Source organism: Bacteroides propionicifaciens DSM 19291 = JCM 14649, assembly GCF_000375405.1.
In the GTDB taxonomy this organism is placed as follows: Bacteria; Bacteroidota; Bacteroidia; order Bacteroidales; family Bacteroidaceae; genus Bacteroides_E; species Bacteroides_E propionicifaciens.
Map to the genome: position 1 here is coordinate 20,449 of NZ_AQWS01000003.1, position 12,813 is coordinate 33,261.

13 protein-coding genes are annotated in these 12,813 nt (G+C 38.3%); 10 read left to right on the plus strand and 3 right to left on the minus strand.

Annotated elements, in window-relative coordinates:
* Nucleotides 1-12: 12 nt before the first annotated feature.
* Genes B091_RS0101350 through B091_RS0101360 form a run of 3 tightly spaced genes read right to left on the minus strand, consistent with a single transcriptional unit; the run spans nt 13 to nt 1,861 of the window.
* Nucleotides 13-534 carry a KdsC family phosphatase gene (locus tag B091_RS0101350; protein WP_025069353.1) on the minus strand — a complete coding sequence of 174 codons (522 nt, stop codon included), beginning with the start codon at nt 532-534 and terminating at the stop codon, nt 13-15.
* Nucleotides 534-1,322, minus strand: a complete 789-nt coding sequence (locus tag B091_RS0101355; RefSeq protein WP_155888227.1) for a Rossmann-like and DUF2520 domain-containing protein — start codon at nt 1,320-1,322, stop codon at nt 534-536. Before B091_RS0101355 ends, B091_RS0101350 begins: the two co-directional genes overlap by 1 nt.
* A complete protein-coding gene (locus B091_RS0101360) occupies nt 1,322-1,861 on the minus strand; it encodes a nitroreductase family protein (protein ID WP_018108211.1) in 540 nt (179 codons plus the stop codon). The genes B091_RS0101355 and B091_RS0101360 overlap by 1 nt, the downstream gene beginning before the upstream one ends.
* 540 nt (nt 1,862-2,401) lie before the next feature.
* On the opposite strand from B091_RS0101360, the gene B091_RS0101365 reads away from it, so the two are divergent.
* The 10 genes from B091_RS0101365 (at nt 2,402) to B091_RS0101410 (ending at nt 12,797) form a co-directional block, all read left to right on the plus strand.
* Complete coding sequence (locus tag B091_RS0101365) at nt 2,402-3,394, plus strand: GNAT family N-acetyltransferase (RefSeq protein WP_018108212.1); 993 nt, start codon at nt 2,402-2,404, stop codon at nt 3,392-3,394.
* A 188-nt stretch (nt 3,395-3,582) separates the two neighbouring features.
* Nucleotides 3,583-3,987 carry a methylmalonyl-CoA epimerase gene (gene mce / locus B091_RS0101370; protein WP_018108213.1) on the plus strand — a complete coding sequence of 135 codons (405 nt, stop codon included), beginning with the start codon at nt 3,583-3,585 and terminating at the stop codon, nt 3,985-3,987.
* Between the two features lie 43 nt (nt 3,988-4,030).
* Complete coding sequence (locus B091_RS0101375) at nt 4,031-5,584, plus strand: acyl-CoA carboxylase subunit beta (protein WP_018108214.1); 1,554 nt, start codon at nt 4,031-4,033, stop codon at nt 5,582-5,584.
* 19 nt (nt 5,585-5,603) lie between these two features.
* Complete coding sequence (locus B091_RS0101380) at nt 5,604-6,521, plus strand: OadG family transporter subunit (RefSeq protein WP_018108215.1); 918 nt, start codon at nt 5,604-5,606, stop codon at nt 6,519-6,521.
* A 30-nt stretch (nt 6,522-6,551) separates the two neighbouring features.
* On the plus strand, nt 6,552-6,977 hold the full coding sequence (locus B091_RS0101385) for an acetyl-CoA carboxylase biotin carboxyl carrier protein (protein WP_018108216.1): 426 nt from the start codon (nt 6,552-6,554) through the stop codon (nt 6,975-6,977).
* 12 nt (nt 6,978-6,989) lie between these two features.
* On the plus strand, nt 6,990-8,150 hold the full coding sequence (locus B091_RS0101390) for a sodium ion-translocating decarboxylase subunit beta (protein ID WP_018108217.1): 1,161 nt from the start codon (nt 6,990-6,992) through the stop codon (nt 8,148-8,150).
* Between the two features lie 281 nt (nt 8,151-8,431).
* The gene (locus tag B091_RS0101395) at nt 8,432-9,148 is read left to right on the plus strand and encodes an ABC transporter ATP-binding protein (RefSeq protein ID WP_018108218.1); all 717 of its coding nucleotides are present in this window, start codon (nt 8,432-8,434) and stop codon (nt 9,146-9,148) included.
* A 12-nt stretch (nt 9,149-9,160) separates the two neighbouring features.
* Nucleotides 9,161-10,411 (plus strand): ABC transporter permease, encoded by a 1,251-nt coding sequence (locus B091_RS0101400; RefSeq protein ID WP_018108219.1) that lies wholly within the window; start codon nt 9,161-9,163, stop codon nt 10,409-10,411.
* Between the two features lie 7 nt (nt 10,412-10,418).
* Entirely contained in the window at nt 10,419-11,666 is a 1,248-nt protein-coding gene (locus B091_RS0101405) for an ABC transporter permease (RefSeq protein WP_018108220.1), read from the plus strand.
* A gap of 33 nt (nt 11,667-11,699) precedes the next feature.
* On the plus strand, nt 11,700-12,797 hold the full coding sequence (locus B091_RS0101410; protein ID WP_018108221.1) for an efflux RND transporter periplasmic adaptor subunit: 1,098 nt from the start codon (nt 11,700-11,702) through the stop codon (nt 12,795-12,797).
* Nucleotides 12,798-12,813 lie beyond the last annotated feature (16 nt).

Below are 12,813 nucleotides of genomic sequence, written 5' to 3' on the forward strand. Positions count from 1 at the left end.
AATTCTCTTCTATTACCAACCAAAAGCTTCATCAGCCATCCAAGTACCTTGAGCTTTTAATACCTGCTCAACCACATCTCTTGCACATCCATGACCTCCGTCTTTATTCGAAATATAGAGTGAAAGGTCTTTTACTTCGGGAACAGCGTCTTTTGGACAACAAGGAAGTCCACAGTTTCGCATAACCTCTAAGTCAGGGATATCATCTCCCATATAGAGAATCTCTTCGTCCGAAAAATTATACTTCGCTTTAAGGTCATTGTAATCTTTAATCTTCAATGAAGACCCCAAGTAAATATCCTTAGAACCCAAGCCTTGATAACGGATACGAACAGCATCCGTTTTTCCTCCACTAATAATAGCTACACATAAGCCTTGCTTCACTGCCAGTTGTAGAGCATAGCCATCTTTTGTGTTGACCATCCTCATAGGCTCTCCCGAAGGATGCAGAGGAATCATTTCACTACTTAGCACGCCATCAACATCAAATACTAGCGCTTTTATTTTCGTTAAATCGTAATTTATTGTACTCACTATTTGTCTATTTTATGTTTCGATATATTTTTACTTAGCAAGCGATAAACTTCTTGCACATCGGGATAGGCAGCAAGCATACTTAAATGTCTGTTCATGACATCTTGATCGTTTCTAATTGCTGGTCCTGTTTGAGCTGCATGTGGCTCTACTTCGTGAATCTTGCGGGTAGTCTCATCGATTAAAGAAAGCATTACATCGAATGGTAAGTTATATCTTTCTAAAATCTCAGCTGAGAGCGAATACATATGATTCACAAAATTACACGAAAACACCGCAGCTAAATGTAGCTTTTTTCGCTGTTCTGAATCTGCCTGATGAACCTTCTTACTCAATACCGAAGCGATATCAAGTAAGGTTCTTTTGTCGGCCTCACTATTTGCCTCGATAAACAGAGGTATATTGTCAAACTCTACATCACGAGCTTTGCTGAAAGTTTGCATAGGATAAAATACACCATATCGCTTGGCATGAGATTCAAATATCTCCATTGGTACACTACCTGCCGTATGAACTACAAGAGAATCGGTACGTAATCCAATGATATCAGGTAAATTCTCCATTAAAGCTTCATCAGATAGAGCCACAATATAAAGATCTTTGCCCGAATCAATCTGATCCCACTGTGTGGTATGACTGGCTCTAACCTGTGTTGCCAATCCTTTTGCAGCCTCCAGAGTACGGCTATATACCTGATCTACACAAAAACCCTTATTATAAAAAGCTTTAGCCAATTGGGTTGCTAGATTTCCAGCTCCAATCATGACTATATGATAATCTCTTAGCACTATTCTTGTCCTCCGAATTTATTAAGATGAATTTTTTCCCATTTCAGTTTATCATCATCAAAAGGCTCTTTCTCCTCAGCCTTATGTCCTACTGCAATAATAGCAGAAACCTGAAACTGCAAGGGGATATCTAGAATCTCACGGACATTTTCTTCAGCTGAAATGCCAGAAGCATCGGTGCGTTCTCTTACTTGTACCCAACAGCTCCCCAACCCAAGGCTTTCAGCTTGCAATTGAATAAGAGTTGCTGCAATTGAAACATCTTCTATCCACACATCCGAACTCAACGGATTAGCTAGAATAACAATAGCTAGTGGGGCTTTGGCTATTAGACCAGCACCTCGTTCCTTACAAACGGCTAGCTTTTCGAGCTTTTCGAGGTCATCAACCAAAACAAACTCCCAAGGGGTTGATCGTTTAGAAGAGGGTGACATCAGGGCAGCTTTCATAAGTTCGACCACCTGATCTTCACTTATTTTTTCAGAAGTAAATTTACGTATACTGCGTCTACGCTTCAATAATTCTGTGAAATTTTCCATATACAAAATATCTTATTTTAGACTTTAGATTTGGACAAAGATAATAAAATATACCTCTCTGTCTTGACGAATATCTCCTTAGTTTTAGTAAATAAAAGGAAAACTAAACTAAATAACCGACCTTTAATTAACATTTATAGTACCTAACACCAATCTTGCTAAACACATCCGTCTGTCGGGAATGAAAGCTAAAATGACTAGGTACTTATGGTGGAATCAATTACTGGTTTAGCCCTAACGACTAACTCATTTAATCACGTATAATAGCGTAAGGATATGAATTGAAAAAATAATGAACTCAAAATGTTTTAAACCACTAAAACTCGTTTTTAAGCATAGTAAAGGTCAAATATGGATTTAAAAATTATCTTTAGAATAAACTAACAATTACAACTAACTTATATTCTCCATATCGGAGCAAGCAAACTCACGGATAATGCACTAGCAGTCAAGCCTAGAGGAGTGCTACTTCTGAGCAAAACTAATATTTTAGCAGATCTAGAGAATAAGTGTAGATTTAAATCTGTATTTTTGTATTATATGGCGATAAGATTAACCACATATTATTGCTCGGAAAACATTCCCAGCTTACCTGGTAACAACTTTTTCCACTCTAAAGAACTATTCGTTGTTTACGAGAACACGAAAGGCTATATACCCATACTTATAGTAGCAACTGATGGAAAGATTGTACTTGGCAAACTGCTCGCAGCAATCCGAAGAAATACAGTAGGCATCTTCTTCCCAAACATGATCAAAAAATGTGAGGTGTATGGGTCGGGAGAATATTTTTGTGCTAAGGAGCAACAAGAAAGCTTATTCGGAATGCTCATAGAACACCTCACAGCAGAGACTATACGCAAGTGTTTCTTGATGGAGTTTCGTAATTTAGGCAACTCTCTTATCGGATATCGCTATTTCAAAGAGAACAAATATTTTGCTATAAACTGGTTACGCGTTCGTAACAAGTTTGAGAAAGGCAAGCCTATAGAGCAGGATTTTAGCCAATCTAGAATTCGTCAAATTCGTAAAGCCCTCAAAAATGGAGCACAGGTTATGGAGGCCACAACACCCCAAGAAGTAGAGCAGTTTGCTCGTATGCTCCATAAAATATACTCAGCTCATATCCGCAAACACTACCCAAGCATTGAGTTCTTCCAACACCTTATAAAGACTTTTAATACTGCAGGACAAAAATTAAGTGCCATCTACATTGTTAAATACAAAAACAAAATCATAGGTGGTTCTGCTTGCGCATTTTCAGATAATAAAGCTTATTTATGGTTCTCTGGAGGAATGCGTAAAACCTATGTAAAACAATACCCTGGAGTTTTGGCCGTTTGGGCTGCTCTTAAAGATGCTAAAGAACAAGGATTTGAGAGTTTCGAGTTTATGGATGTGGGGCTACCCTTTAAGCGCCACAGCTATCGAGAGTTTGTATTGCGATTTGGTGGGAGCCAAAGTAGTACACGCCGTTGGTTTAGATTTAGATGGAAATGGTTAAATAAACTATTTCGCAAACTATATGAATAATAAATATTTTATAATTAACTTGAGTTGTACTAATGAGTTTTCAATAAATTTACTGGATAAGAACAAAGAACTAGCATGAAGATTTTAATTGCTGAAATATTTCATTATTAATATGAAATTAACTTACTTTGTCCATATCTAAATAAAAATAGAAAGACATTTGTCACTCTTAAAAAATAATAATCATTATGAAAATTTCGCACATTGAGCATTTAGGCATTGCTGTAAACAGCATTGAAGAGTCTCTTCCATTTTACGAAGACGTTTTAGGTTTAAAATGTTATAACATTGAAACTGTTGAAGACCAAAAAGTTAAAACTGCATTCTTAAAAGTAGGCGATACTAAAATTGAACTTTTGGAGCCAACATCTCCTGATAGCCCTATCGCTAAATTCTTGGAGAAAAAGGGCCCTGGTGTTCACCATGTTGCTTATTCAATTCAAGATGGTGTTCAAAATGCACTTGTTGAAGCAGAATCAAAAGGCGTAAGATTGATTGATAAAGCTCCTCGCAAAGGCGCTGAAGGTCTTACAATTGCTTTCCTTCACCCCAAATCTACTGAAGGTGTTTTGACAGAACTTTGTGAAAAATAAACGCAAATATTAACCCGATATTAATTCTATTAAATAATAAATTATGAGTAACCAGCTTGCAAAAATTAAAGAGCTAGTAGAGCTACGCGCTCAAGCTCGTCTTGGCGGTGGTGAGAAAGCTATTGAGAAACAACACGCCAGAGGAAAATACACTGCACGTGAGCGTATCAATATGCTTCTTGACGAAGGTAGCTTCGAAGAGATGGATACATTCGTTAAACACAGATGTACAAACTTTGGACAAGATAAAAAACACTATCTAGGTGACGGTGTAGTAACCGGTTACGGTACTGTTGATGGCCGTCTAGTATATGTGTTTGCACAAGACTTCACAGTTTGGGGTGGATCATTGTCTGAAACAATGGCTCTTAAAATCTGTAAAGTAATGGATTTAGCCATGAAAATGGGTGCACCTGTTATCGGAATCAATGATTCGGGTGGTGCTCGTATCCAAGAAGGTATCAACGCTCTAGCAGGTTATGCGGAAATTTTCCAACGTAACATTGAAGCTTCAGGTGTTGTTCCTCAAATTTCAGGAATCTTCGGCCCTTGCGCAGGTGGTGCAGTATATTCTCCAGCACTAACAGACTTTACACTTATGACAGAAGGAACATCTTATATGTTCTTGACTGGTCCTAAAGTAGTAAAAACTGTAACTGGTGAAGACGTTAGCCAAGAAGACCTAGGTGGTGCTAGTGTTCACTCGACTAAATCGGGCGTTACTCACTTTACATCAGCTACTGAAGAAGAAGGTATCAAAACAATCCAACAACTTCTTAGCTTCATGCCTTCGAACAACTTGGAAGAAGCTCCTTTCAAAGAGTGTACTGACCCAATCGACCGTATGGATGACCTATTGAATGAAATCATTCCTGATAATCCAAACAAACCATACGATATGTACGAAGTAATTGGTGCACTTATCGATAATGGTGAATTCCTAGAAGTACAAAAAGACTTTGCTAAAAATATTATTATTGGTTTCGCTCGCTTCAACGGCCGTTCAGTAGGTGTTGTTGCTAACCAACCAAAATTCTTAGCTGGTGTACTAGACAGCAACGCTTCTCGTAAGGCTGCTCGTTTCGTACGCTTCTGTGATGCTTTCAATATTCCTTTAGTTACACTTGTTGACGTTCCTGGATTCCTTCCTGGTACTGGTCAAGAATATAACGCAGTTATTCACCACGGTGCAAAACTACTTTATGCTTACGGTGAAGCAACTGTTCCTAAAGTTACTGTAACATTAAGAAAATCTTACGGTGGTTCACATATCGTTATGAGCTGTAAACAACTTCGTGGAGACATTAACTACGCTTGGCCAACCGCTGAAATTGCAGTTATGGGTGGTGCAGGTGCTGTTGCTGTTCTTTATGGAAGAGAAGCTAAAGATCAAGAAAATCCAAAAGCTTTCCTTGCTGAAAAAGAAGACGAATACACTAAACTATTTGCTAACCCATACAATGCAGCTCGTTTTGGCTACATTGATGATGTTATTGAGCCACGTAATACTCGTTTCCGCGTAATCAAAGCATTGGAGCAGTTGAAGACTAAACGTCAAACTAACCCAGCTAAAAAACACGGTAACATACCATTATAATGTTCTAACTTTATAGTTTATGAATCAGAAGAATATTGGCTTAATCCTATTCTTTACAATCTGCTTTGTCATTGGATCCAATGCACAAAGCAGATCAAGCCTAAGAATAAATGAGGTCTTAGTGACCAACGAGGATAACTTTGTAGATGATTACGGCCAACATAATGGTTGGATCGAAATTTGGAACAGTTCTTTCTCTTCAATTAATATAGGAGGATGCTATTTAACCAACGACAAGAGTAACCCCAAGAAGTATTTAATACCCCGAGGGGATGTTTTGACAATAATCAAACCCAGACAACACATCTTGTTTTGGGCTGATGACAGACCGCAAAGAGGTACCTTCCACCTAAACTTCAAACTTGAAGCTGGCAAGGATAATTACATTGCTCTTTACGACTCTAATGGCAAGACACTCATTGACCAGATTAATATCCCCGCTTCAATCACAACTGACCAATCTTATGCAAGGGTTGAAGATGGTGTGAGCCAGTGGATCATTAAAGATGGAACTCAAGACAATTATGTCACTCCGAGTACCAACAATATGATTGAGCATGCCAATATTAAAATTGAGAACTTTGAAAAACATGACTCTGGGGGCATTGGTATGTCTCTAATAGCCATGTCTACAGTTTTCACTGGTCTGATTCTTCTTTACCTAGCATTTAAACTAACAGGTAAAATAGCTATTACAATGAGTAACAGAAAAGATATGAAACAAACAAATAAAGCAGCAGACAGCAAGTCTGCTTCAACAGTAAAGACAGCCCCACAAGGTAAAGGAGCTAGTGAAGATATTGTTGCAATATCAATGGCACTACACGAATACTTTGGTGGAGATCATGACGTGGAAAATATGGTTCTTACTTTTAGCGAAGTAGGTGCAAGCCATTCTCCATGGAGCATGAAACTTTTTGGCCTACGTAAAAGATAATTATTGTATCACAAGTTAAGAACGAAAACAATGAAAGAATATAAATACAAAATCAACGGAAAAGACTTTAAAGTGGTCATCAATGATATCAAAGATAACATTGCTAGCGTTGAGGTAAACGGAAATGCTTACGAAGTTGAAATGGAGAAACAAGTAGCTCCAGTAATCGAAAAACCAGCTCCAGTTGCAGCACCAGTTCAAGAAGCAGCACAACCAAGTGCACCTTCTGCAGGTAGTGGCAAAGGCACTGGCATTCAATCACCATTGCCTGGTGTTATTGTTGACATCAAAGTAAACGTTGGTGACACTGTTAAACGTGGACAAACTGTTCTTATCCTTGAAGCGATGAAAATGGAAAACACCATCAACGCTACAAAAGACGGTAAAGTCTCTGCGATTAAAGTTAACAAGGGCGACTCTGTACTTGAAGGTACTGACCTTATCATTATTGAGTAATAATTAAGTATTATGGGGGATTTCTTATCTTTTTTAGGAAACAACCTTATTGACTTCTGGAGTTACACCGGAATGGCCAATGCAACCATTGGTCATCTAGTCATGTTGGGTTTTGGATTATTTTTTATTTATTTGGCCATTGCCAAAGAATATGAACCTATGCTTCTTATTCCTATTGGCTTCGGTATTTTGATAGGAAATATTCCTTTTAACTTAGAGGCAGGACTACAAGTGGGTATCTACGAGGAGGGATCAGTTCTCAATATCCTATATCAAGGAGTAACCTCAGGTTGGTACCCACCACTGATCTTCTTAGGTATAGGCGCAATGACAGATTTCTCTGCACTTATATCCAACCCTAAACTCCTTTTGATTGGAGCTGCTGCACAATTTGGTATATTTGGAGCTTATATCATAGCGCTTCAGATGGGTTTTGACCCAAGCCAAGCAGGTGCAATAGGTATTATTGGTGGAGCTGATGGTCCTACAGCTATATTTTTATCGTCCAAACTAGCCCCCAACTTAATGGGAGCAATTGCAGTTTCGGCATATTCATATATGGCCTTAGTTCCGGTTATTCAACCTCCTATCATGAGGTTATTGACCACTAAAAAAGAGAGAGTTATTCGCATGAAGACCCCTCGTCAGGTATCACACACCGAAAAAGTAGTCTTCCCTATCATAGGATTATTACTGACTACCATGTTGGTACCCTCGGGATTACCCTTACTAGGAATGCTGTTCTTTGGTAACTTACTCAAAGAGAGTGGAGTAACAAAGAGACTGGCCAATACTGCTAGCGGACCATTAATTGATACAATTACCATACTTCTTGGTTTAACAGTTGGTGCATCTACTCAGGCTTCTGAGTTTTTGACTATCGACTCAGTTAAGATCTTTGGACTTGGTGCTGTATCTTTTATTATGGCCACAACAGCTGGAGTATTGTTTGTCAAGATTTTTAATCTATTCTTGAAGAAGGGTAATAAGATTAATCCTTTAATAGGAAATGCAGGCGTTTCGGCTGTGCCAGACTCTGCACGAATATCACAAGTTGTTGGAAGCGAATACGACCCAACTAATTATCTTCTCATGCATGCTATGGGTCCCAATGTAGCAGGTGTTATAGGATCGGCTGTTGCCGCAGGTATTCTACTTGGATTCTTATACTAAACACTACTTGGATCATCTATATTTTAAGAGTAGGCTCACAAATTTGTGAGCCTACTCTTTTTTTGCACTTGCTACAAGGCATTAGAAAGCCCATTCAATCCGATAACGAATAAATATATTATTATATTTGGTACTAGGTATTGCATAGAAGCATTATTTGTATATATTTGTATTAGTTAATAACAATAGGATAGATATTTGAGTAATAAAATGATAATTTAATCAAGTATTATTATAAAATACTATCTTAGTTTTTTGATTAATAAGAAAAACAAACCATTGTGATACATCTAGAGAACATAAACAAAACATACCCAGGGCTTGTGCCATTGCATGTGCTTAAGGGCGTAAATTTAGACATAGAAAAAGGGGAGTTCGTTTCTATTATGGGCTCTTCAGGCTCTGGTAAATCAACACTGCTCAATATCTTGGGTATTTTAGACACCTACGATGAGGGGAAATACTTTCTTGACAATACGCTGATTAAAGACCTGAGTGAACGAAAAGCAGCAGAGTATCGCAATCGTATGATTGGATTCATCTTCCAATCTTTCAACCTTATTTCGTTTAAGAATGCTGTCGAAAACGTAGCACTCCCCCTATTCTATCAAGGCATAAGTAGGAAAAAAAGAAATGCATTGGCGCTGGAATACCTAGATCGCTTAGGCCTTAAAGAGTGGGCACACCATATGCCCAATGAAATGAGTGGTGGACAAAAACAACGTGTAGCCATAGCTCGAGCACTGATAACAAAGCCACAAATCTTACTGGCAGATGAGCCTACAGGCGCCTTAGATAGCAAAACATCAATTGAGGTTATGGGAATTCTCAAAGAGCTTCACGAGCAAGGTCAAACCATAGTTGTAGTAACTCACGAGAGTGGTATTGCATATCAAACAGAGAAAATAATTCATATCAAGGACGGTTTGATTCAAAATATTGAAACAAATGCAGAGCGGAAAGATAGCCCATTCAGTATGGAAGGTTACATAAAATAAAGCAACGGCACTATGATTGATTTATTACAAGAAATATATGCCTCAGTCAAAAAGAATAAATTGCGAACTCTACTAACGGGCTTCGCAGTCGCTTGGGGTATATTCATACTAATTGTATTGTTGGGTGCTGGAAACGGTTTACTCAATGCCTTCAAAGAAAACAGTGGTGGTCTGAGTAGCAACTCAATTACTCTTTATGGAGGTAAAACAAGCATGCCTTCACATGGTTACCAACGTGAAAGGTCCATTGATCTTAAAAACATAGACATCGAAGTTATAGAGAATCAATTGGGAGAATACCTTAATAATGGTGGGGGAAATTTCAACCTATCTCGCACAGTATCGAGCTCAAAGGATTATATAGCTGGTGATGTTTCGGGAACCTACCCATCATTCAAAGACACAGAAGGTTTGATTATCAAAGACGGTCGATATATTAACCAAGCAGATGTTGATCAGAGGCGACGCGTTATTGTTATCCACGAAGATGCTGCCGAAACCCTGTTCGACAAAGACAATCCCATTGGAGGAACGCTGATGATTGATAGCCTTGCCTATCAGGTAATAGGCACATACGAAGGGAAAGGATTTAGAAGTAATACTGATTTCTATATTCCCATTCAGACAATGAAGCTCATATATAACAAAGACAATCTAGATCGAATCACATTCTTATTGAGCGACAAGATCACATCTGAAGCTCAAAACGAAGAACTCGAACAGAAATTGAGAGCCATCATGGGGCAACAACATAAATTTGATAAGGAAGATAAAAGAGCCCTATGGATTTGGAATAAATTGAAACAACATCTCCAACAATTGGATGCTGCAACCTACCTAACTATTGCAATATGGGTAATTGGTATTTTCACACTACTTAGTGGCGTTGTTGGTGTGAGCAATATTATGCTTATCACGGTTAAGGAGCGAACCAAAGAGTTTGGAATACGTAAAGCTATTGGAGCAAAACCCTCTAGCATACTAAGACTGGTACTTGTCGAAAGTATTATTATCACAACTTTTTTTGGATATGTCGGCATGATAGCTGGCATAGGTGCTACCGAGCTACTTAACTCCTATATGGGAAGTCAGACGGTAGATGCTGGAGCCTTTAGTACGACAATGTTTAGTAATCCTACAGTAGATATTAGCGTAGCTATACAAGCAACACTAACTTTAATTATTGCAGGTACTATTGCAGGGTTCATACCTGCTCGTAAAGCAGTTAAGATTAAACCTGTATTAGCTTTAAATGCAAAATAGATGAGATATGAGATTTGATTTAAATAGTTGGGAAGAGATTTTTATAACTCTAGCACGCAACAAGTCACGAAGCCTGCTCACTGCATTTGGAGTATTCTGGGGCATATTTATGCTCATTGTCTTAATAGGATTGGGCAATGGTCTTAAAGGCTTTATGAGTAGGAACTTTGAAGGTGTAGCTCACAACACAAGTTTTTTGAGTAGCAATCGAACTTCTTTGCCCTACAAAGGATTTCAAAAAGGACGAACCTGGAACCTTCAAAACAAAGACTTAGGCCTACTGCTTAAAATCGATGGGATTGAAAAAGTTTGTCCTGTAGTATTTAGGTGGGGTTCATCAGTATTCTATAACGAATTAACGAGTAAAGGATTTATCATTAATGGGACATTACCTGTATATGCTGAACTCGAAACCCAAGATTTAGCATACGGTAGATTTATTAATGCTATAGATGTTTCTGAAAACAGAAAAGTATGTGTCATCGGCGAACAGGTTTACAATGATTTATTTAAAGGTACAGGAGACCCTACGGGAAAAAGCATAGGAATTGAAGGCGTTTATTATCAGGTAATTGGAGTACTGAATGCCAGTAACTCAAATGTCAACATCGGAGGGAATAGCAGACAAAAGGTTTTTATGCCTCTATCCACTATGCAAAACATCTACAACGAACGTGATAAAATAAACATTATCATGCTCGGAGGAAGTCCTGGGGCTGTCATGAGTAAACTTCAGCCAGAGGTAGAGCAAGTGATTAAAGCGGCCAATAGCATCAACCCCGATGATAAGCAAGCCGTTTTCTTCCTAAATACAGAAGCATTGTTTGGCATGGTAACCAACCTGCAAATGGGAATTAATATCCTGATTTGGTTGGTAGGTCTGGGAACATTGTTTGCAGGTATCATAGGGGTAAGCAATATTATGATGGTGACGGTAAAAGAACGTACCACTGAGTTTGGAATTCGGAGAGCTATTGGAGCCCTCCCCCAAGATGTACTCGGTCAAATTATATTAGAAAGCATAGTTATCACAATACTTGCTGGGACTGTTGGGTTATTGCTAGCTGTACTCACTCTTTCGGGTGTTGAATCCATAATCAATCAAGCTCAAACCGCTCCTATTAATTTCCAAGTGTCTTTTGGTTTAGCCATAGGTACATTTATAATTTTGATGTTACTCGGTGTTTTTGCTGGCCTTGCTCCTGCCTATAGGGCCTTAGCCATTAAACCAATTGACGCCATAAGAGAAGAATAAATCCACAGAAAACAATTATAATATCATTCAAATATGAAAAAGTATATCAAGTACATCGTTTTTATAGTCATTGGGCTACTTTTCATCCAAACCTTTGTGTTCTTATACAAAAAGTCACAGCCAAAGAAGGAGTTCTATGAAATTGTAGAGCCTCAGATGAAGAGTATCGAAAAATCGACTATTGCTACAGGAACTGTAGAGCCAAGAGATGAAGTTGCCATCAAGCCCCAAATTTCGGGAATTATTGATGAAGTTTACAAAGAGGCAGGCCAAAATATCAAGAAAAACGAGGTTATAGCTCGTGTTAAAGTTATAGCTGAATTGGGACAACTCAGCACTACAGAAAGTAGATTGAGAACGACTCAGATTAACTTATTACAAACAAAAAAAGACTTCGATCGTATCGCAACTCTTTTTGAGAAGGGGATTATTAGTGCTGAAGAATACGAAAAAAGCAAACTAAGTTACGATACTGCTACAGAAGACTTCAAGTCGGCCAAAGATTCTTACGAAATTGTTAAAGATGGTTACTCCAAAAGTCAAGCTGATCTTAGCAATACTTTGATCCGTTCTACCATTGATGGACTGATACTTGATGTTCCTATAAAGAAAGGTAACTCAGTGATCCTTAGCAACAATTTCAACGATGGAACAACGATTGCAACTATAGCCAATATGGACGACTTAATCTTCAAAGGTTATATTGATGAGACCGAAGTGGGAAAGATCCACGAAAATATGATGGTTAAATTAACCATTGGAGCCTTACAAAATGTTACTTTTGATGCACGACTAGAATATATATCACCCAAAGCTAAATCGGAGAATGGTGCAAATCTATTCGAAATCAAAGCAGCTGTGCAACGCCCCGATTCTGTTTTTATTCGTTCGGGATATTCAGCCAATGCTACAATCGTACTAGAGGAGGTTAAAGATGTGCTTACAGTACCCGAAAGAGTATTGGATATGACTCCCGAGGGCAATTATGTTTGGATTGAAACAATAGCAGGCGAAGACCAGGCTTTTGAGCGTAAACCTGTCGAAGTGGGATTAAGCAACGGTATAGATATACAAATCAAGTCGGGCATACAACTAGGAGATAAACTTAAAGGCTTACCTATAAATAAATAACTTAAACAATGAAGAC